Source organism: Acidianus manzaensis (assembly GCF_002116695.1).
Lineage (GTDB): Archaea > Thermoproteota > Thermoprotei_A > Sulfolobales > Sulfolobaceae > Acidianus > Acidianus manzaensis.
The window spans coordinates 2,389,611-2,410,000 of the sequence record NZ_CP020477.1 but is presented as its reverse complement, the minus strand read 5'-3'; the positions used below and the strand labels follow the sequence as shown (position 1 = coordinate 2,410,000).

The window sequence follows — 20,390 nt, the reverse complement described above, 5'->3', positions numbered from 1 at the left end:
GAATTTAAAGATAAATCAAGAGATTTTAAAGAATCTTCCTTATGCCCATCTACTCCTGCCAACACTAGTAAATATTCTGGCTTATAGGTGTATAAAATATCTAAGATTTTAAGGGCTTCTTCAAACCCATCATCTGCAGTACCTAGAGGTAAAGGAACGTTGAAATTATAACCGTATCCTTTTCCAGATCCTCTTTCTTCGATTTTTCCTGTGCCCGGGAAAAATTTTCCATCATAAGCAAATATATTTATTTTAAGAATAGGATCGGAATATAATATGTACTGTAGACCGTTTCCATGATGTGCATCTACATCTACAATAGCTATTCTTCTTTTTTCATTTCCGTTTTGTAACTTTCTAACAGTAATTGCTATATCATTTATTGGACAGAATCCCATTGCTGAATTAGGAAAAGCGTGATGAAATCCTCCTATTGGGATATAAATTTTATCTAAAAATCTTGAATATTTTATTGCAGTATTGCTACTTCCTACAATAAGTAAAAGATCATTAAACATTCCAGGATAATGTACTGTATCTCCAGAGTCTAGGAATCCTATGTACTGATCTTCACTAGCTTCTTTTAATTTCTGTATATATTCTTCTGTATGTATTAGTTTTAATTCATTTTCATCTGCTATCTCAGGTTTTATGAAGAGTACTTCTGGTTCTTCTTTTATTAATTCCCAAAACTTCCTTAAACGTTGTTTAGAAATATCTCTTATCATAGGGTGAGAAAATGTAATTTCTAAAAATCTATCATCCCAAATTACTCCAATCATGCCAATTAACTTTCTCTGTAAAAGTTAAAAGTGTTTTATACTAACTAAATGATGTATTCTTTGTCTGTAAAATTTTATAGTTTTCTAAATTCTAAATAAATAGTTTACAGTAAGTCCATTAGTAAATAAAAATAATATTCTCTTTACATATTTTAAAACAGAATAGTAACGCATGAGTTAGCTGAGTTAATTCTAAATAATATTTTGTCATGGATAGAGTTATGAAAGTTGTTTGTCCAGTTTGCAATAGGCTATTCGAAGCAGAATGCACACCTTATAAGTTGGTTTATAATGATATCATGTATTATTTTGATACTGAAATTTGTCAAATTGCCTTTTCGAAAGAGCCAGAAAGATTTATCTTCAAGTGTGGAAAGTAAAATTTTTTGGGAGAATTTCTCCGAATATCCTAGCGCATTCACTCAAATCTTTCAAAATTTTTTCATTTATGCTATTTAACTCTTGTACAACATAAATGTATTTTGGCCTACCTATAGATTTGTTATCTTTTATCCTTTTAACGAAACCTACTTCAACTAATTTATTTAAACTTCTATTCACAGTAGATCTGCTTAACTTTAGTTTTGATGATATTTCGTCCTCATTACTTTCTTTCAATTGGATAAGCATTTGAAGTATACTATATTCTGTATCGTTTATTCCGTAACAAAATTCAAGAACATTACAAAATGAAATTTCCTTACCTGAAGGAAGTTTTATTTTAAGTTTTTTAACTTCCATATCTATCTTATTAACTTAATAGTATATTCTTTTTAAATTTTTTTTAGTAAAAAGTTAAGCCCATACTCCTTTTCTCATATCATCTAGTTTTGTAAACAAAGCTATTTGAAAATATCTAAAAACTTCTATTGAAAATTTTACAGCATCTTCATCAGACATTGGAGTAATTTTCTCTTTCAATGCGTTTATGAATCTAGTCATGTCATTCAAAGTAGGAGTTAGCATTTTATACTGCGATAAATTAAGAATTTTATCTATATCCTCTTTGCTTTTTGCTTCTTTAATTTTTGAATACATTTGTAAAACTACTCCTCTTCCTTCAGAACCAAATAGAGCATCCTCAGGATTTCTTAACCAACGAGCATATGTAGAAGCTAATTTTTTTGCTTCATTTTCCAAAGATGACATTTATCAAAATATATATTTAACTTATATTTAAAATGTTCCAAAGTGAAGTTAAGATAAACAAATAAGATAAAGTTATATGTTTACTCCAAATAGAAACAATTACTAACTATCCTATTTATTCCTTATTATTTCAATTTATTTTTTAGTAAACATGTATAATGTTAGGCATTAAATTGCCCTTATTAAGATTGGTCTTCAAATGCAATTATGAAATTCTAAATGCATATAATAGCTTCTAAATGAAGTAACGCTTTACTATCACTTATCTCAAAAGTGTATACTTACTCAATTTTACATATTTTTCTAATCAATCTTAAATTACACATTACTTACAACTATATAAAAAAAGTAATTACATTTCTGGCATACCTTTTGGTCCTTCTTTTAGATATTTTTCTGGATCTTTTTCAAATTCCTTTTTACATCCATTACTACAAAAATAATATATTTTACCCTTATACATTGTTTTATACTTTGACGTTTCATCTACTTCCATTCCACAGACTGGATCAATCATAATTTAAGATTATTTTGATTATATATTATGCTTTACTATTATCAAACTGTAACTATTATTCAAGTTTATAAGCTACATTAAGCTAATTATATAACGTGAATAAAGAAACAAACGAAATAAGACTTTCAGAAATCGAATACAAAATACTCCAAATACTAAAAACAGACGCTAGAACTCCTGCATCACAAATAGCTAAACAATTGGGAATAAGCAGAGTTACAGTTAGTAGAGCAATAGAATCATTAAAAAATAAGGGAATTAAATTTTCTGTAAATTTTGTTGAAAAAGATTTAGTTGGAATAATTACTTCTGACTCTTGCTTGTCAGAAGAATGCTTTAAAACAATAACCGGAGATTACGTTTCATTAGTTAGAGCAGATTCAGTTGAGGAATTAGAGAAGAGTCTAGAGAACCATAACATAAAAAATATAATCATAGCTCATCATTTAGGTAAAAGAATAGTAAAATCTGCTTTATACTGCGATTATTGCGGAGGTAAAATAGAGAGCGAACCAATAATATATAAAAGGGGAAAGAAAATCTATTATACTTGCTGCAAAGCTTGTTTAGATGGATTAAAAAGAAAAATAGATTTTAATATAAAAAATAAATAAAACTAATAAAAATATATTATGTATTTTAGTTCTCATTTAAACTGCTCGTAAATATTAGTAAGTTTAAACTAAGATGATTAATTTATAGAGGAAATTCTTAAAAATTATATAGAAAGTTAAACCATGACTTTAATTAGATTATCATAGTATTTTATTATAATTTACAAAATATTATATTTTTCTTTATTTTATATTTCTACTATCAAGATTATAACTACTGTTTGCAAAAGATATTTTAATATAAAGAATGAGTATACTTAATGCATAAGTTACTTAAGATAGGCCTTATCGTTTTAATTGTAGGAGCTATACTATATTTTATAGTTTCTCCAGTAATAGTTAGTCTTTATGCTGGAGGAATAGGTAATGAGATTGCATCAAACGCACACACAGTTTCTCTAGCACCAACTAAAAACATAACAATTAATTATGATGGAAAAGATAATAATAGTCTATTTATTTTAGTATATAATACGTCTAGCCATTTACCATTATTAATTAAAGGAGTAACATCTGCACCAACCCTTCTAGGCAATTATACATACGTATATTATATACTGCCTTCTACAGGGAGCGTAGAAATTATAAATAATCAAACTTCTGTTCAAAACGTTTATTATTCGTTCGGATATGAATCAGAATTAAATATTACATTAATTGATATAGAAGGAATAGCTTCATTAATCTTATTATTTGCTGGAGTAGGCTTAAGCGTTGTAGGTTTCATTTTAGGAAGAAGGAAAAAATCACAAACTCCTCCTACTCCACCACCATAATTTTATTTTTATACTAAATTGAAATAACATAAACATGATAAGTATTTCCATTAAAAAAAGTAGTTATTATATTTTTTATAGAGAGTATTGGACATAAGTTTAATTATTTTTATGAGATATACACTTTATGAGTAAAGATTTAGAAGATATAATCAAAAAATACTCTGACTTCAAATATGTAGAGGCTAGATATCACAAAAACGAGTCAACTTCCATAATGATCATGAATGGTCAACTACTAGGAATTTCAAAAGAAACATATGACGGCTATGGTTTAAGAGCATACAACAATGGCATTCTATATTTCTCCTCCTCAAGTTCTCCAGATAACTTAGAACTAAGAAGTATTGATAAGTTAGGTTGGGAGGAAATAGGAGAAGAAGAAATTAACAGTGGAAAATATGAAATAAAAGAAAAGAAAAAATTTGATCTTATGCCCATAGACGAGAAAATTAAATTCCTTAAAGATCTTTACTTAAACGTCAAAAATCTCAAGATAGATTCTAAATTATTAAATTTTAATCTAATTTATTCAGAGTCTATAGAAGAAAAGAAGATATTATTTAACGATAATTCCTTAGTTGAAGCTTATGTTCCAAGAATATCCCTTTACTACACATTTGTTTTACAACATATGGATAAAACTGTAACCGTATGGTCAGACGAATTCGGAGCATCCGGAGGATTAGAATTACTTGACAATTGGGATCCACAGAAAAAAATAGAAGAAAAAATTAAGGAAGTAGACAAAGTACTTACAAAAGGAAAACCAGTAAAAGAAGGTAAAACTGATGTAGTTTTAAGTTCTATGCTTACTGGAATTATGGCTCACGAATCAATAGGACATCCATTCGAGGCAGATAGAGTTTTAGGAAGAGAATCTGCTCAAGCTGGAATGAGCTACTTAAGAGACTTTAACAAGAAGAAAATAGGAAGTAATGCTGTTACAGTAATAGATGATCCTACATTACCTGGAAGTAATGGAATATTCATGATCGACGATGAAGGGATAAAAGCTAGACCAAAATATTTAATAAAAAATGGAGAAATAAACGAACTTCTACAAGATAGATTTTCAGCACCAAAATATAATACTAAAAGCAATGGATCAGCCAGAGCAATGAGCTACAATAGAGAACCAATTATTAGAATGTCTAACACTTTCTTTCTACCAGGAAACATGAGTTTTGAAGAATTGATAAGTGATATAAGAGAAGGAGTTTTCATAAAGTCATACATGGAATGGAATATAGATGACATGAGACTTGGAGAGAGATATGTAGGTTTAGAATCTTATGAAATAAAGAATGGAGAACTAGGAGATCCACTTTTATTTCCTGTTTTAGAAGGAAAAACTACTGATTTTCTACCAGCAGTGGATGCAGTTGATAATAACTTAAGATTTTATGCAGGAGTATGCGGAAAAGGAGATCCAGATCAAGGAGTTCCAGTATGGATGGGAGGCCCAGATATGAGATTAAGAAACATAAGAATAAAGGTGATGTAAATGAACGAAGAACTACTTTCCCTCTTAGAAAAAATGAAAGGCTTCGATGAAGTAGCATTATTTAAAGTAAAGGCTGAAGCAACAACAATAAAATTTGTCTTTGGGAAAGTTTCAACTGCCCAAAATTTAGATGATGAGGTGACTTACGCTCTAGTAAAGAAGGATAAAAAATATTTAGTATCGACTTTAGTAGGAAAGAATGAAACAGAAATAAATCAAGAAATATTAAAATCAATAGACGAGCCACAATTAGCTCCAGTAATAAGCGATAATGATAGAGAATATAAATTCGAAAAAATAGATCAGCAATTAGAAAAATTGAGGATTGATCCAAATTCAGCAATTTCTACTATACTTGACACGTCTGAATACCCTATATCTGGTATACTTAACATTAGGAAAAATACAATTAGTTTAGTCACATCAAAAGGATTTAATGGAATTGATATTAGAAATTCAATAGACGGTTACTTTAGAGCATTTAATGGTGAATATTCAGGACAATGGAGTTTTGCAGACAGTAAGTACAATGAAAACGAGCTTAAAGATACTATAAAAACTGCAAATGAATATGCATCAATTACAAATAAAATAGATATAGATGAAGGAAAATATGATTTAGTTCTCTCTCCATTAGTATTCGGAAATCTAATGAACTATTTAGCCTCAATGAGTTCTGGACTAAGGATATTAATGGGTAACTCAATTTTTGCTAAATTTAAAATAGGAGATAAAGTAGCAAGCGAAAAATTCACATTCTCTGATGTACCTAATGAAGATAGGCCATCATCAGTATCTTTTGATCAAGAAGCTACATTTACTAGAAATAAAAGTATAGTAGAAAATGGAATATATAAAACGCCACTTTTAAATAACGAATTAGCATTGTTATTCAATTCAAAATCTACTGGAAATGCAGGATGGATTTATCCTCAATCATGGACTTTAGAAGTAAATGAAGGAAAAACTAGTAAAGACTCATTAACTGCAGGAAATGTTATTCTCTTCAATAATAATTGGTATACAAGATTCCAGAACTATGTTGAAGGGAATTTCTCTACCGTTGGAAGAGATGCTATAGTAGTTTACAAAAACGGACAACCTATGGGAATAGCAGGAAGGCTAAGAATTGCAGATTCTATGATAAATATTATCAAAAATATAGAAGAATTGTCTAGACAGAGATACTTGGTAAAATGGTGGGACTCTCCAATTCCAGTACTATCACCTTATGTTCTAGTCAAAGATATTAAAGTCTCTAGGGCGTGAAAATGGAACTCTGCAAAAAAACTATTAGCCCAATAGGATTAGGAACGTGGAGAATGGGAGGAGGATTCTGGAATGCTGACTATTCCAATGACGAACTTTACATAGAGATAATAAAATACGCATTAGAAAAAGGGATAAACATTATAGATACTGCAGAAATGTACGGAGGAGGACACACTGAAGAATTAGTCGGAAAAGCGATAAAGGATTTTGATAGAGAGAAGATTGTAATTATTACGAAAGTATGGCCTTCCCATTTGAAATATGAACAGGTTATACAGTCAGCAAAGAATAGTTTGAAAAGATTACAAACAGATTATATAGACGTTTATTTAATTCATTGGCCTAATCCCGAAGTAGATTTAAAAGAAACGTTTAAGGCTATGAACAAATTAGTAGAAGAAAATATTGTAAATTGTATTGGTGTTAGCAATTTTTCTATTGAACTTCTAGAAAAGTCACCAGAAAATATAGTTGCAAATGAAATAGAATACAATTTATATAACCTATCTGCAGAAGCTGACGTTATACCTTACTGTGAAAGAAAAGGAATAAAAATTATAGCATATTCTCCTCTTGGACAAGGAAAAATTGGAAGTGATAAAAGATTGCAAGAAATTGCAAGAAAATACAACAAATCACCAGCTCAAATAGCGTTAAATTATTTATCGCGAAGATCTATACCAATTCCTAAAGCATCAAAAAAGGAACATATAGATGAAATAATAGAATCTACAAAATTTCAATTATCTAATGAAGATATAAACCATATAAGAAGACTGTATAGTTAAATCCATGTATAAATAAACTCTTTTTAGTTAATTAAGTCTATTTTTAGTTATGATTCATTTATTTTTAGTTGGGTTAAATATGCACAACTTTTTAGAGCTATTTTTTAACAATAAAATAGTAACAGAGATAAATAGATGAATAATAATAAATAATTACAGGTGAAAATAGTAATATATTTTAGCCGTAGAAAAGTTTTTAGTATAATTAAACTAGAAGTCTTAAAATGTAATCAACATATAACACATCTTGAAAATCGAAGTTTTTTGTAACTTTTAATGAAGAACTTTATAGCTCATGTGTGCTATTTATACTATTTTAATATATAAAATAAATAGTATACAATAAAAATACCTTCATTACTTTTTGCATTATATTTATTTTTTCGCATAATAAAATGACAGTGATTTGAATATTCTATACTGGTTTATTAACTAGAAAATACAACTTTATGGTCTTCTATGATTTTAGAAATGGTATTAAAGTAAACATTCTTCGTTGATCTCTATTTTTAGGAAAAATAATCAGTCCAACGTCTAATACTTATTAGATAATTATCTCTTTAATTTGTAATGTGAGAATAAATGAGTAAAGTAATTAGGAGAGCTACTCCAATTTTATTAGTATCATTAGTTGCTTTTGCATTAATTTTAGCTTTTTTCAATGTACCTATGGCTCAAACGTCATCTCAAATAACAGTATATAAAGAAGTAGGTTCAGCTAACCTTAAAGATCCAGGTTCAGAGTCGTTCTGGAGCAAAATACCTTGGACAAATATTTCATTAACAGCAAACATTCCGAATGCTCCAACATCAGGATTAACTCATTACGTACTTGTAAAGGCAGCATGGAATGGTACTGATATAATTATCCTCTTGCAATGGCCATCTCCAAATCCAGCATTTAACGCATGGTCAGCTGCAGCAGCATCCTTATATCCACCAGCAAGCGGACCTGGTTTATTTAGAATTATAGAAATCACACCCGGAGCCAAGTACACTGTAGTTGATAATGCTACATATGCCAATTATACTTCATATATTAATGGAAAACCTCAGACTGGCAGAATATTCTTATCATATGATGGCATATCAGTTCCATTACCAAATGCTAGTAGTATTCAAGTATTATCAAATGGAACTATTCTTTTTGATCATTCTCCAAGACCTATGGAAAGAATATTGTATGAGTCTGGTTTATTCTATGGTTATTATGCTAATTCTACGTGGTACTATCCAGATAGAGCAGCTATGATGTGGTACATGGGTAGTGGTACTCCAACAATGGATGGAATGCATATTGGAGGTAAATACATAGGCCAAGTATATGATGGAGAAAAAATGCCCGCTGCAGGTGGTGCATTAAAACAGCCAGGTGGAGCTGCAAATATATGGATGTGGGTATCTGGAGCAACATGGAACAATGCAACGTACGATCCAGCTTTCAAAGTTAACTTATGGCAAAACGAAAGTTTAACTGGATTACCATATACTGATCCTAATGATGATGGATTTGCTGTTCCTCTATATACTAATAATACTAATATGTATGAAGTTGACTGCGCAGGTATTTGGTATTCTCCAGTTCAATCTTCTGGTTTAAATGGATCATTATTCTTTATAAAGACTGGAGCGAAGTATCAGAACGGATCCTGGACATTAGAATATGTAAGACCATTAGCAGTGCCTTCAAACTATGCTAAGTACATGCCTAACATAACGTTGGGAACAACTTACTACGTAGCATTCGCTATATGGCAAGGACCATTAGGAGAGACTTTATTTGATAAATCAATAACCTCAGCCTTCTTACAATTGCAATTATCTACAGAATCATCTCCACCTCCTCCACCAATATTAACTATACCTCCTACAGTAGCAGATACGACTATAGCAGGAGTTGTGATAGCAATAATAGCTCTAATAGTAATTTATGTAATTTATAGGAAGTGATAACAATGAATGTTCTTCTAGACATAATGTTACCTGGATTATTAGTTGTAATTATAGCTCTAGTAGTATCATTTTTAAAATACAGGTGTGATAAATGTCTACAATAGAAAGCCTTTATAAAGATATAAAGATATATTCTATTTTTTTAGCTATATCTGCATTTCTAGAGTTTTTATTTGAGTTTATCTTTCCAATTTCATACTTACCTCTTGCTAATGTTTTATCATTTTCTCTCAGTAATAAGTTACTCATGGAATATTTAGGAACTGCAGGATTATATCTAGAATATGTAGCCTTAAGCATAGTTGCAATAACTCTATCGTATAAAGTGAAAGCTTTACTTCCTTTGGGTATACTGCTCCTTATTTCCCCTATTCTTAACTTATTTGTAAATTCTTTATCTTACATTTGGTTAGTTTTTCAAGTAATAATTATAACTATAGGTATAGCTTCTATTTTAGAGAGTTTTATAAAAAGCCGTTTATCTTCTTTACTTTCTATTCCTACTATGATTCTAGTAATTATGGATTTATACGCAGGATATACAATGGATTTTGAACATTATACTTTAAATCTAAGTTTTACTTATCTTTTCTTAGCATCTGTAATTGGATTCGGAATTTATTCTATATTATGGGGCAAAATAATATCTAAGAGAAGTATAATATCTTATATTGTAGGAATTTTCGGAGCTATGACTTTCTTACCACTTTACTTTTTAGTTTCTTCAAATAGATTTATGGAAATAATAATGGATATGACAATCCCAGCAATATTTGGTATTGTTTTTCATAATCCTTTTCAGCTAGGATTATTTCTTCTGCTAGTAAGTACAGCTTTATACTTCATAGTCTCCATAAGTGTAAAAGGAAATGGATATGCAGGACTAGGATATTTTTTAATATTATCCACTGTATTTATGGGAATAACTGGATTTCATTTAATAATTTATATGGTTGCGCCAGTAATTGGATATGTACTATTAAATTTCAAAGAAGGAAAAGGACAAAAAATTCTAAATTTAAAGAAAAAATCAGTCCAACGATAAATCCTTTTAATACATTAATGATAATTTTTTCTTTGTGACTAAACGTGATTAAAATTAAGCTAGGTAAAAATGAGAAACCTATATTGAATCCTGAAGATTTCTATTTTATCCAAAAACTGCTTAGAACTATGAGAAATCCAAAAACCAAATTCAATTCGAAAGAATTTGTAAAGAAAGGCGACGATTATCTATTTAATTACGTTGACAAAAACGTTGGAGGAATAGACGAAGGAAGAAGAAAGTTCTTAAAAGGATTAGTAATAGGAATTGGAGTAGTAACAGTTGCAGGAATTATACCTGGTCTGAAAGTTTTAGTTCCACCAAATGTATCAGCTGTTTCAGCTTTTCCTAAATCTCTCCTAGTAGATTCTAGTGGATCTCCAATAGCTGCTTCAAAAATTCCCGTAAACAGTCCTATAATTACAATATACGAATACCCGTTAACTGGAGAACCCAACTTTTTGTTAAATTTAGGTGACTCGTCAGGGAACCCAGTAAAAGTACCAGCTAGTACTGTGACAGTACCTCAAACTGGTGATAAGTATACATTTCCAGGTGGCGTAGGACCAAATAATTCCATTGTATCATATAGCGCAATATGCCAACACTTAGGCTGTAAACCTCCATATATTCACTTCTACCCACCTAACTATGTAAATTCAGCTCAATTATCAGCCCCAGAGCCAGATACTCTGACTGCGCAAGCACTAGCAGCAGCAAAGAGCGCAAATGTACCTGCTTTAATACATTGTGATTGTCATGGATCAACTTATGATCCATATCATGGAGCCCAACCTTTAACTGGACCAACAGTTAGACCATTACCTACTACTGTATTAGAATGGGATAGTTCTACTGATTATCTTTATGCTTTAGGGTCTATAGGTGTAGCTATATATCCTGAAGGAGCTAACGGAGTGCCATCAAAAGATCCAACAGCCGATCTAGGAAGTAGTTTTGGAAGTTCTGTAGGAGATAAGACAGAAGTTACACAACCAGAAAATCCATTTACTTCATCATAAGTCCAACGTTAAAGATTTTTTTCTAATTTTTCCTCTTTTTATTTTATGAGTGTTACAAAAAAAGTCTCAGATTGGTTTATGGAAAGATTAGGACTTAATGATCTACCGTTCTTTAAAACTCCAGACTATATGTACCATGCAAGTGAATGGTTAGGAGCACTAGTTGCAGCTGCGTTTTTTTATACAGTAATATCTGGACTAATCTTATTACTTTATTATAATCCAGATCAAGGATACTCTTCTACAGAATTCATAATAAATTCTGTACCTTATGGTTCAGTAGTCCTTTATAGCCATCTATATGGAGCTTATGCGATGATAATTTTAGCTTATGTACATATGTTCAGAAATTATTTTGTTGGTGCTTACAAAAAACCTAGAGAGTTATTATGGATAATCGGGGTGTTAATGTTAGTTTTGGTTTTAGGAGCATCGTTCCTAGGATATAGCTTAATAGGAGACGTATTAGCTACTAGCGCAGTAGATGTAGGAGCTGGAATTATATCTTCTATACCGCAATTAACTTTTCTCTTACCTATATTATTTGGAAATTACGATAGTGGACAATTCGGTAGAGTGCTAGCATGGCACATAATACTTGTAGCATTAATAGGCTTGCTGTTTGTATTTCACTTCTTTATGGCAGAACATTACGGAATGATGCCTTCTAGAAAAGTAAAGAGTAAAGCTCCTGCAGTATATACTAAAGAAGAATGGTCTAAATTCAATCCATGGTGGCCAAGAAACTTTGTGTATATGTTTTCATTAATTTTCTTAACATGGGGATTCATACTAGCTATTCCTAATGCTCTAGCTTACCTAAATGGATTACCACAGCAATTTAATCCATTTTTAAATCCGAAACCTGCACCTTCACCTAGTAGCCCTCTAGCTGCTCATGTAACGACATATCCTCCATGGTTCTTCCTATTTGTTTATAAAATAGCTGATTTTACTAGCGATGTAGTTATATTCCTATTGATAGGTGTAATAATTCCATTACTTTACTTAATATTAGTGCCATTCTTGGATAGAACAGAATATCTACATCCTATGAAAAGAAAAGTATTCCTAGGCTTCGGTATTTTAATGATAACATATCTAATACAGACTACTATATGGGGAGATTTATCGCCTGGAATACCAGTTCCAATTACTCAGCAAATAGAAGTATATTTACCCCCTGCAATAATTACAGCAATAGGATTAGCTTTCTTTAAATATGTTAAAATAGGAAATAATATGAAGAAAGCTCAAATGACGCCCTTAAATGCTATATTATTTACAGTAATAGCTTTACTAATGGCTGGTAGCTTGATTGCAGTGCTAAATGAACCTAGTATACTCACTATAGGAATATTTATACCATTACTAATACTATTCTTTGGCGGAGCTAAACTACTCACACCACCAATATTTAAAGCAGACCAATCTGCAGTAACTCCTTCCGTTTCTCAAGAGAGTGTGATGAGCCTAGAAAGGAAAAAGAAAATGGCACAAGTTATTATGGTAATTCTCTTAATATTTGCAGCCATTTTAGCAGGAACAATATGGACGATACCAGCTACTGGATATGTTTCTAATATGTTTGGAGTAGATCTAGGATTAATATTCATAATGCTTGGTGAAAGTATCTCATTATATCATTACATAGTATACAAGAAACCAGATGAGCACGAAGAGTAAACAATTTAAGAAAGAATTAAAAAATATATAATTTTTTATCCTCTTTTTAGTAAGAAACCCAAGTTAGAACTCTTTCATAATTAAATTATCTATAAAAAAGGAAATATTTACATAATATTCAGATAAGTTATTTACTTTATAAAAGTATGAATCTTTATCAATATGAAGATAATTTTTTTAAAGAAAAATAAAATTGCTTTAATAAACTTAAAGACAAAGCTTTTAACTGCACTTATCATCATTATAATTATGGAATTTAACCTGATATTCGTTTTAATTGCAACATTAATGACTGCATTTTCCATTTACCTAATTTATTTAATTAAAAAAGGGATAAATGGATTGGGCTTTCTAGTTGTTCTATACTTAGCTGGTAGCATGGTAGTTATGTTTGCTACATTACCAATATTCTTCTCTACTCAGAACAAGATTACTGAAGCTATTACGCTTTTAGCTAATTCGTTTTATATGATTTTAGGATTATTCGCTATTTTAGCACTGTCAAAAAAGAAGCTGGATAATGTCAGAAATTCCTATACTCTCTTTTTATTCGCGGTAATTATGGCGATTTCAGAAGCATTAATGGGAGAAACTTTCTATTCTATTGAAACAAAAACTATAGGAAATCCTTTACTTGGAGTTGAAAATTATTATTATTTTGCAGTAATGGCTTCAGAAATGTTGTTTACTCTAGTTTACTTTTTCAAACAGACTTCCTATCCTTTGAGGGAATTTTTAATCATTTTATTACCTTTAATGATTATTTCGCCAGTTATCTTTCCCTCTAATTCAACATATATTTATGATACTACTTGGGTGTCATCAAGTTTAATGATCATAGGAACAATAGTTATCTACGAAACGTTATACAGAAGTAGATTAAAACAAAATCAAGAGACTATGACTTCGTTCGAGCTAATGATTATTTATACATTAATGATGGCTGGCGAATTTATGTTCTTCCTTACTGGAATTTGGTATTTATTTGATTTTTCCATGATTACTGGTATGTCTTGGTTTATATTTAGAGCAATTGCAGGACCTAGTAAAATTAAAGGAAACTACGTTAGAGATACAAAATGGACTTTTGCGTTTATATTTCTAACTTTCGTCATGGAATGGTTTATGGGAGGAGTATTAGATTTCGCTTCTGGCGTTTTTTCCTCAGGATTATCTGGATTCATGTCTTCGTTAGCTTTAGGATATGTCTCTCCAACTAGCTACTTCGGTTTAGGCTCGTTGTTTGATTTTCTTTCTATAGTAAGCACTATTACTGGATCAGTATGGTTTTTATTAATGATGGGAACTGAAATGGGAATGTTAGCTGTATTTAGAATTAAAGACTTAAAGAATACTGAAAATAAGATTAGATTTATTCTAATGATTACAGCCTATGCTGTTTACACAATTTATTTACCATCATTCTCTCCTATAGCTAGCAAAGTACAATACATACCTTACATGTGGAGCATGGGTTTAGGAACTTTAGGTCCAGTTTCTCCTTCCGTATTATTAACAGGGATAATAGGTACTTACATTGTAAGTGCAGGCTTATCTTTTCTGTTCGGTTCTAGACAAATATGTTCAGTAACTTGTACTGCACCTTTAATGTATCAAGGAACATTTTATGATTCACTTAAAACCTTTAATAGAACCTCGAAATTAGGGAGAAAAACGTTAAGCAGTAGACTAAAATCATGGTTCAAAATTATTACTGGCATAGTATGGGGTTCATTATTAGCTATGGCTTTAATTTCGTATTTAGATCAAATAGGTGTGTTAAACATAACAGTACTAGGAAATGACCCTACAGTGTTCTTATATTCATTTTACTTCAATTTCTTATGGTATGTAGTATTTATTTCAATACCATTTATGGGAACTTATGCTTGTGTAACACAAGGTTGGTGCTCATGGGGTGCATTTAACCAATTCTTTGGGAGGCTAGGATTCTTCAGACTAAAAGTTAGAGATCCACAACAGTGTGTAAAATGTAAAACAAAAGATTGCACAAAAGCTTGTCCAGTAGGATTAACTGATATGCCAGGCAATTTCATAAAGAAAGGTGAATTTAAAGCGTACAAATGCGTTGGAGTAGGAGACTGCGTAGAGGCTTGCCCTTATGATAATATTTTCTTCTACGATGTAAGACATAAAATAAGGAAACTTTTTAATCATTAATTTTTCTTTATTTTCAATATAAAGAAATGAGGATATTTTAGAGATAATAAATATCTAGCTTAGTGAAACTTATTTAAAATAGCTTGAAATGTTATCCTTATTATAACATTTTCCTTATAGTCTATAGTAAGAATTTACAAAATTTTTAGTTCATAAAAGCTTAAAAAATGCCTAATTTTTATAGTATTTGAAATCTTCTGTATAGCTAACTGCTATTAATTTATCAACTATATAACATTATTTAAGATAATGGAGATATAAGTTGACAATTCAAATTTCCTTGTATTAATAACTCTGAGAGAGTTTTTAAGCATCTAATATCGTTTTTTATCTTATTTTCTCTCATTACGGATAGAAACATGTTTGGAATAAATGGAATAACTATACTTGGACAAATATCGACTTCTTTTACTTTCTTTAGCATTGCTTCAATATAATCTGGAAATGGAGGAACCATATTTAGTATAAAAACTTTCTTACCAGAAATATTTTTAAAATAGTCATAAGCATCGTCTAAAGTAGTAATATCTGATATCAATATTGTGACTGCATCTTGCATATTATCTAATTTATCTTCCTTAAATAATGTGGGGTAGTCAATAATTATGAAATCATAATTCTTTAATAAATCAAAGGGAATTGATTGCATGTCTTTTCTTATATCTACACCATTAATTTGAGACTTCTCTATTAAAGTGCTGGATAGACTTATATTATCATTATCTATAAGGAGAATTTTTTTACCTTTTTCTGCCATATATTTAGCTAAATATAATGCAATAATAGATTTCCCTACTCCTCCTTTTAAGCTAAGTACTTTGACGATCATACAAATCACTAATTATATAATTCATTACTATCTTTTCTCAATCCAGTATTAAAATTACTCTTTTCTAAAATCTTTTGAATAGCTAGTTTTAAACCTTCTAAAGAATCATAATATCTTAATTCTCCTTCTCTATCTTGATAAAGTACGTGATTTTTTCCAAAGAATATTTTTTCTCCTGACGAAAACAATAAAGAAATCTTGGGTTCATCACCTTTAGTCACTACCAGATCATTTATTTTCAAAGTAGAGTCACCAATTGTAGCGTAATCTAAATAAAATGAGTTTGCTAATGACATGAGACTTTTAATTATTTCTCCCCTCTCTAAATCTAGTTTAAGTTTATCTAGTAAAGTAAGTCTCCTAAATGAAAGCCATCTTGCCTTGGTAGCAGAATTTAATGCCGAAATTGCTGAAGCTCCTATAAATAAGTAAAAAGGAAAACCATAAACTGCGATATAAGGAAATGAAATATAAAAAGAACCTGTAGGAGTTGGCAGTATGGAATATCCATAATAATGCAGATATCTTTCATCAAATATGAATGAATTGATAATCATTACTATACCAAATCCTGCTGAAATTGTAGAAGAATAAAGAGAATATCTACTGGATTTCCAAATTAAAGGTAAGATAGCTGAAAAAATAAAGAAAAACAAAGCCAAAATTGTCAAAGGTGATACTAAAATATACGTAGATTTAAACAAACTAATTTGAAAGCCCAAAGGAGAGATCAACTGAGAATAATTAACACCCTTCAATTCATATACGGGAGTAAATAACCATATTAAAATACTAGACAACATGACAATCTCAAATATTAAGACTTCTGCATAATACTTCATTGTCAAAAACGATTATTTTTTATGGATATAAATTTTTTAGCTAAAAGTTTCTATACAACGAATAATAAAAGTATAATTTTGTGGTGGAGAATAGTAGATTGTAGATAATACATAACCTTCTAAGTAATATGTATATCCTTTTGATAATGAAGAGAAATATATGTTAGAAGTATAATTTCTTAAATTAAAAGTTAAATTCAAATAATGAACACCAGGAGAAAGAGAATAGTTTAAAGGAATTAAACTAACAGTAGCTACAAACCGAGATAAATTATAATTAACAAGACTTATGTCTTGTATTTCATGTAAAGAAATATTTAAAGGACTGAAAACTTTTAGATAAAGATATAAAGTATAATTACTATAAGAAAAATTCAATAATTTTATGCTATTTACGATCATTATTGAAGCTGGACTAGAAAAAGTTATATAAACAGTGCTACCATCAATATTCCCTTTTAAAACACCGTCTACTGTTATTTGCGATATAGATGCTAAAACGTAAGATAAAGGAAAAGAAACATTAAACAAGTAATTTGAAGGAGTTACATTTTCTTTTTGCCCAGTATTTAATATCTCAACATAGCCTCCAGTCAAACTTAAATTATAACCATTATTTACGACTTTTACTTGAATTATAACTTTACCATTTACAATCCATGCATTTGTTACCTTAGCATAAGGTGGATTTATATTACCAGGCTTAACAATTACCTTACTAGCTTCGTATGTTCCTATAATAGATATTAAAAGTAGCATAATAACAATAACTACGAAGATCTTAACATCTTTATTCATTAATTGAATCTTAAGTTTAGTGCTATTTAAATTCAATATTAAAGACATTACTATCTACCTAGAAATTAGATATGTTACTATTAACAATATTGAATCTAAGAAATTTTTAATCATTAAATATAAGAGACAGTAATTATATTATCATTATTAAATATAATTACAAGAAGCACATATAGAAAAATTTATATTATCTTCTAGAAAAGAGGTAGGTGAGACTATGATAAGCAAGAGAAAATTACTCATACCGCTTTTAATTCTTGCCTTTATTATACCAGTAATAACTGCAGACGTAATATACTATTACTCAGGAGTTATAAGCGTAACAACTACTTCGTCACCACTAACACTTTCAACAGGACCAAATGGTGTGGTTACATTACCTTCTAGTTCTGGAAAAGGATATTATATAGATGTTACAGTTCCAAAAGGGACTAATAGTTTTACAGCTAACATAAACATTACAAACTCATCATACGCATATTTCTACGAAGCAGTAACTCTAACTGCAAATCAAGCATTAAATCTATACGTAACTAACGTAAGCATTACTCAAAGTTCTACATACATAAACAACATGTGGATATACATAGGAACTTCTAGTGATCCCACTTGAATATACAATGCAAATAATTAGCGGAGGTAAAGCTTCAACCCCGTCCACTCCTATAACATTAGCTAGTGGAACATACTACATATCTTTCTTAGTTCAACCAACTACACCATTGCCTGGACCTACATCAAGTCCTATTACAACAATTACAGTATATCTAGGAGATAATGTAGCAACATCAAGTAACATTCCATTGCCTCCAACCTAATTATTTTATGAAGTTATTTTTTTAAAATACAATTCATAGATTTAGCTCTAGTCTAATCTTTTTAAATTAGAGTTAATTCATCTAAATTTATCATACCCAATAAAAATTATTATATATTCTATACCTCTTTAATCCTTAACATTACAGAAAAATTTTTATTTTACTAATTAATAGTGTATACATGCCTCAATATGAAGTTGTAGGAGACGATATTCAATACGTAAAGGTGTATCTAAATCCAGGCGAGAAAATTTATGGGGATGCAGGACACGTAGTAATGAAATCAGACTCAACACAAATGCAAACAAGAATGAGGGGAGGTTTCTTTGCAGGAATAAAAAGAGAAATAACAGGCGGATCGTTCTTCGTTACTGAATTTCAAGGTCCAGGAGAAGTAGTATTTGCAGGAATATTTCCAGGTAAAATTATTGGCTTACCTTTAGCAGGGAATGGTATTTTAGCTCAATCGCATACTTTCTTGTTTGCTGAAGATGGAATAAACTATGATGAGAAAATGGCTAAATTAACAGCTGGACTATTTGGAGGCGAAGGATTATTTTTAGCTCACTTCTATGGAGCAGGAAATGTCTTTATACATTCTTATGGTGGTCTGTACGTTAAGAATTTACAGCCTGGAGAAGTTATTCAAGTAGAAGCATCGCATTTGATGGCAATGGATGATGGGATGCAGTATTCTATACAAAGAGTAGGAGGATTAAGATCAATATTATTTGCACATGAAGGCTTATTCTTTGTGAGGATTGAAGGTCCAGGTAGAGTATGGATACATACGTTAACGATAGAACAATTAGCTCAAGAAATAGCTGGATATATAGGAGGAGGTACTGGAACGGGAGGACAACAAGGTGGACCTGGTATTAACGTAGGAGGTATTGATATCAATCTATAATTTTTTATTTATGTAAATGTTTTATATTTTATCATCTTCTTACAAATAAAGAAATTGATAATTTTGTATATATCGGTTTTTAATCCTATAGAAAGATATAACTCATGATAAAATTGAGGCGGAAATATCAAATTAATCTTAATATAATGTTATTAGGCTGAATGAAGAATATTATAAGTAATGGAAGTTACAGAAATGAGTATATCTGATATTCGAAAAGTGTTGAAGAGGATGATGTATAGTCTTAGTATTGTTGCTCTTCATGAGAGCGGAGAAAATAGGAAAGACATAATAAAGATAAGGGATGAAATAAAGAAGTTATTAAAAAATAAGAATATTGAAAAGAAAGAAGTTATTAATGAATTAGGCTTCGTAGTTATAGGTATTTCAATTTTAGTAGAAAGTATTGGTGATAAATATACTAAAAAAGCTTTGAAAGAAGTTATTAAAGAGTTATATTAATTAAATAAATCTTAGCATCTTTTTATTTTCTTTCTCTCCTTTCCTTCATCTATGGATAAATATTATTTTGCGTTATTAGGTGAAGCAGGAGCTTCTGGATTAGCTAAGGCCTTTTACTTACGTTTTAAGAAGGAATCCTTAAAAGAAGCATATGAGCAAGAAGTGTCTCATTGGAATTATTTTAGAAAATTTAGGAGATCTCACTTAGAATTACCAGTTTATTATTCTCTTTTTCTTTTTGGAATATTCGTAAGTCTTTTTGGATTTAGTTTTACAAAAAGAGTTATAAAAAGGGTAGAACGAGGTGCCATCAATTTTTATGAGAAAAATTTTGACTTAACAGATAAGAGAATTTCCGAAATTCTTGCTCAAGAGAGAGAACATATGAAAATTTAACAGATATTTATAATACTAGCTTTCAATAATCTTAATTTATGCT

General features: G+C 30.1%; 23 protein-coding genes (1 of these 23 only partly in view). 16 read left to right on the top strand and 7 right to left on the bottom strand.

Annotated features, from left to right (window positions below; genetic code table 11):
* Positions 1 to 782 carry the 5' portion of a histone deacetylase family protein gene (locus B6F84_RS12565; protein ID WP_148692556.1) on the bottom strand. Its footprint begins 250 nt before the window's first position, so only the first 782 of its 1,032 coding nucleotides appear in the window; it begins with the start codon at positions 780 to 782; its stop codon lies off the left edge, out of view.
* A gap of 221 nt (positions 783 to 1,003) precedes the next feature.
* On the opposite strand from B6F84_RS12565, the gene B6F84_RS12560 reads away from it, so the two are divergent.
* Positions 1,004 to 1,162 carry a YHS domain-containing protein gene (locus B6F84_RS12560; protein WP_148692555.1) on the top strand — a complete coding sequence of 53 codons (159 nt, stop codon included), beginning with the start codon at positions 1,004 to 1,006 and terminating at the stop codon, positions 1,160 to 1,162.
* Here the strand turns inward: B6F84_RS12560 and lrs14 are convergent.
* The 3 genes from lrs14 to B6F84_RS12545 all read right to left on the bottom strand — a co-directional run bounded on the left by lrs14 (position 1,146) and on the right by B6F84_RS12545 (position 2,451).
* The gene (gene lrs14, locus B6F84_RS12555) at positions 1,146 to 1,523 is read right to left on the bottom strand and encodes an Lrs14 family HTH-type transcriptional regulator (protein ID WP_148692554.1); all 378 of its coding nucleotides are present in this window, start codon (positions 1,521 to 1,523) and stop codon (positions 1,146 to 1,148) included. The genes B6F84_RS12560 and lrs14 overlap by 17 nt on opposite strands.
* 54 nt (positions 1,524 to 1,577) lie before the next feature.
* Positions 1,578 to 1,931, bottom strand: coding sequence for a hypothetical protein (locus B6F84_RS12550; protein ID WP_148692553.1), 354 nt, complete (start codon positions 1,929 to 1,931; stop codon positions 1,578 to 1,580).
* A gap of 352 nt (positions 1,932 to 2,283) precedes the next feature.
* Positions 2,284 to 2,451, bottom strand: a complete 168-nt coding sequence (locus B6F84_RS12545; RefSeq protein WP_187152787.1) for a YHS domain-containing protein — start codon at positions 2,449 to 2,451, stop codon at positions 2,284 to 2,286.
* Positions 2,452 to 2,543: 92 nt separating this feature from the next.
* Here B6F84_RS12545 and B6F84_RS12540 point away from each other — a divergent pair, with 92 nt between their 5' ends.
* The 10 genes from B6F84_RS12540 to B6F84_RS12495 all read left to right on the top strand — a co-directional run bounded on the left by B6F84_RS12540 (position 2,544) and on the right by B6F84_RS12495 (position 15,292).
* On the top strand, positions 2,544 to 3,062 hold the full coding sequence (locus tag B6F84_RS12540) for a TRASH domain-containing protein (RefSeq protein WP_148692551.1): 519 nt from the start codon (positions 2,544 to 2,546) through the stop codon (positions 3,060 to 3,062).
* Positions 3,063 to 3,322: 260 nt separating this feature from the next.
* Complete coding sequence (locus B6F84_RS12535) at positions 3,323 to 3,838, top strand: hypothetical protein (RefSeq protein WP_148692550.1); 516 nt, start codon at positions 3,323 to 3,325, stop codon at positions 3,836 to 3,838.
* A gap of 127 nt (positions 3,839 to 3,965) precedes the next feature.
* Complete coding sequence (locus B6F84_RS12530) at positions 3,966 to 5,345, top strand: TldD/PmbA family protein (protein WP_148692549.1); 1,380 nt, start codon at positions 3,966 to 3,968, stop codon at positions 5,343 to 5,345.
* Complete coding sequence (locus B6F84_RS12525; protein WP_148692548.1) at positions 5,346 to 6,614, top strand: TldD/PmbA family protein; 1,269 nt, start codon at positions 5,346 to 5,348, stop codon at positions 6,612 to 6,614.
* Between the two features lie 2 nt (positions 6,615 to 6,616).
* Complete coding sequence (locus B6F84_RS12520; protein ID WP_148692547.1) at positions 6,617 to 7,405, top strand: aldo/keto reductase; 789 nt, start codon at positions 6,617 to 6,619, stop codon at positions 7,403 to 7,405.
* Between the two features lie 582 nt (positions 7,406 to 7,987).
* A complete protein-coding gene (gene cbsA, locus B6F84_RS12515; protein ID WP_148692546.1) occupies positions 7,988 to 9,355 on the top strand; it encodes a cytochrome b558/566 subunit A in 1,368 nt (455 codons plus the stop codon).
* Between the two features lie 94 nt (positions 9,356 to 9,449).
* A complete protein-coding gene (cbsB, locus tag B6F84_RS12510) occupies positions 9,450 to 10,403 on the top strand; it encodes a cytochrome b558/566 subunit B (protein ID WP_148692545.1) in 954 nt (317 codons plus the stop codon).
* A 44-nt stretch (positions 10,404 to 10,447) separates the two neighbouring features.
* Complete coding sequence (gene soxL2, locus B6F84_RS12505; protein ID WP_148692544.1) at positions 10,448 to 11,425, top strand: Rieske iron-sulfur protein SoxL2; 978 nt, start codon at positions 10,448 to 10,450, stop codon at positions 11,423 to 11,425.
* Positions 11,426 to 11,470: 45 nt separating this feature from the next.
* Entirely contained in the window at positions 11,471 to 13,111 is a 1,641-nt protein-coding gene (gene soxC / locus B6F84_RS12500) for a proton pump complex cytochrome B SoxC (RefSeq protein WP_148692543.1), read from the top strand.
* Positions 13,112 to 13,360: 249 nt separating this feature from the next.
* Positions 13,361 to 15,292 carry a 4Fe-4S binding protein gene (locus B6F84_RS12495; RefSeq protein ID WP_148692542.1) on the top strand — a complete coding sequence of 644 codons (1,932 nt, stop codon included), beginning with the start codon at positions 13,361 to 13,363 and terminating at the stop codon, positions 15,290 to 15,292.
* 241 nt (positions 15,293 to 15,533) lie between these two features.
* On the opposite strand, the gene B6F84_RS12490 is transcribed toward B6F84_RS12495, so the two are convergent.
* From B6F84_RS12490 to B6F84_RS12480, 3 genes are read right to left on the bottom strand one after another with little or no spacing between them, the layout of a single operon-like run.
* Entirely contained in the window at positions 15,534 to 16,121 is a 588-nt protein-coding gene (locus tag B6F84_RS12490; protein ID WP_148692541.1) for a ParA family protein, read from the bottom strand.
* An 8-nt stretch (positions 16,122 to 16,129) separates the two neighbouring features.
* A complete protein-coding gene (locus tag B6F84_RS12485) occupies positions 16,130 to 16,963 on the bottom strand; it encodes a hypothetical protein (RefSeq protein ID WP_148692540.1) in 834 nt (277 codons plus the stop codon).
* A 36-nt stretch (positions 16,964 to 16,999) separates the two neighbouring features.
* Positions 17,000 to 17,809 carry a hypothetical protein gene (locus B6F84_RS12480; RefSeq protein WP_148692539.1) on the bottom strand — a complete coding sequence of 270 codons (810 nt, stop codon included), beginning with the start codon at positions 17,807 to 17,809 and terminating at the stop codon, positions 17,000 to 17,002.
* Positions 17,810 to 17,978: 169 nt separating this feature from the next.
* Here B6F84_RS12480 and B6F84_RS12475 point away from each other — a divergent pair, with 169 nt between their 5' ends.
* The 5 genes from B6F84_RS12475 (at position 17,979) to B6F84_RS12455 (ending at position 20,347) form a co-directional block, all read left to right on the top strand.
* Positions 17,979 to 18,374 (top strand): hypothetical protein, encoded by a 396-nt coding sequence (locus B6F84_RS12475; protein ID WP_148692538.1) that lies wholly within the window; start codon positions 17,979 to 17,981, stop codon positions 18,372 to 18,374.
* Positions 18,361 to 18,579, top strand: a complete 219-nt coding sequence (locus B6F84_RS12470; protein WP_148692537.1) for a hypothetical protein — start codon at positions 18,361 to 18,363, stop codon at positions 18,577 to 18,579. The genes B6F84_RS12475 and B6F84_RS12470 overlap by 14 nt, the downstream gene beginning before the upstream one ends.
* A 181-nt stretch (positions 18,580 to 18,760) precedes the next feature.
* A complete protein-coding gene (locus tag B6F84_RS12465; protein WP_148692536.1) occupies positions 18,761 to 19,489 on the top strand; it encodes a TIGR00266 family protein in 729 nt (242 codons plus the stop codon).
* 180 nt (positions 19,490 to 19,669) lie between these two features.
* Positions 19,670 to 19,951 (top strand): hypothetical protein, encoded by a 282-nt coding sequence (locus B6F84_RS12460; RefSeq protein WP_148692535.1) that lies wholly within the window; start codon positions 19,670 to 19,672, stop codon positions 19,949 to 19,951.
* Positions 19,952 to 20,002: 51 nt separating this feature from the next.
* Positions 20,003 to 20,347, top strand: coding sequence for a ferritin family protein (locus tag B6F84_RS12455; RefSeq protein WP_148692534.1), 345 nt, complete (start codon positions 20,003 to 20,005; stop codon positions 20,345 to 20,347).
* The last annotated feature ends 43 nt before the right edge of the window (positions 20,348 to 20,390 follow it).

What these genes read in the sequence shown, in the direction of transcription:
- B6F84_RS12560 (WP_148692555.1), top strand. Translation starts at nt 1,004, where the DNA reads ATGAAAGTTGTTTGTCCAGTTTGCAATAGGCTATTCGAAGCAGAATGC.
- lrs14 (WP_148692554.1), bottom strand. Translation starts at nt 1,523, where the DNA reads ATGGAAGTTAAAAAACTTAAAATAAAACTTCCTTCAGGTAAGGAAATT.
- B6F84_RS12550 (WP_148692553.1), bottom strand. Translation starts at nt 1,931, where the DNA reads ATGTCATCTTTGGAAAATGAAGCAAAAAAATTAGCTTCTACATATGCT.
- B6F84_RS12535 (WP_148692550.1), top strand. Translation starts at nt 3,323, where the DNA reads ATGCATAAGTTACTTAAGATAGGCCTTATCGTTTTAATTGTAGGAGCT.
- B6F84_RS12530 (WP_148692549.1), top strand. Translation starts at nt 3,966, where the DNA reads ATGAGTAAAGATTTAGAAGATATAATCAAAAAATACTCTGACTTCAAA.
- B6F84_RS12525 (WP_148692548.1), top strand. Translation starts at nt 5,346, where the DNA reads ATGAACGAAGAACTACTTTCCCTCTTAGAAAAAATGAAAGGCTTCGAT.
- B6F84_RS12520 (WP_148692547.1), top strand. Translation starts at nt 6,617, where the DNA reads ATGGAACTCTGCAAAAAAACTATTAGCCCAATAGGATTAGGAACGTGG.
- cbsA (WP_148692546.1), top strand. Translation starts at nt 7,988, where the DNA reads ATGAGTAAAGTAATTAGGAGAGCTACTCCAATTTTATTAGTATCATTA.
- cbsB (WP_148692545.1), top strand. Translation starts at nt 9,450, where the DNA reads ATGTCTACAATAGAAAGCCTTTATAAAGATATAAAGATATATTCTATT.
- soxC (WP_148692543.1), top strand. Translation starts at nt 11,471, where the DNA reads ATGAGTGTTACAAAAAAAGTCTCAGATTGGTTTATGGAAAGATTAGGA.
- B6F84_RS12495 (WP_148692542.1), top strand. Translation starts at nt 13,361, where the DNA reads ATGGAATTTAACCTGATATTCGTTTTAATTGCAACATTAATGACTGCA.
- B6F84_RS12490 (WP_148692541.1), bottom strand. Translation starts at nt 16,121, where the DNA reads ATGATCGTCAAAGTACTTAGCTTAAAAGGAGGAGTAGGGAAATCTATT.
- B6F84_RS12485 (WP_148692540.1), bottom strand. Translation starts at nt 16,963, where the DNA reads ATGAAGTATTATGCAGAAGTCTTAATATTTGAGATTGTCATGTTGTCT.
- B6F84_RS12480 (WP_148692539.1), bottom strand. Translation starts at nt 17,809, where the DNA reads ATGTCTTTAATATTGAATTTAAATAGCACTAAACTTAAGATTCAATTA.
- B6F84_RS12475 (WP_148692538.1), top strand. Translation starts at nt 17,979, where the DNA reads ATGATAAGCAAGAGAAAATTACTCATACCGCTTTTAATTCTTGCCTTT.
- B6F84_RS12465 (WP_148692536.1), top strand. Translation starts at nt 18,761, where the DNA reads ATGCCTCAATATGAAGTTGTAGGAGACGATATTCAATACGTAAAGGTG.
- B6F84_RS12460 (WP_148692535.1), top strand. Translation starts at nt 19,670, where the DNA reads ATGGAAGTTACAGAAATGAGTATATCTGATATTCGAAAAGTGTTGAAG.
- B6F84_RS12455 (WP_148692534.1), top strand. Translation starts at nt 20,003, where the DNA reads ATGGATAAATATTATTTTGCGTTATTAGGTGAAGCAGGAGCTTCTGGA.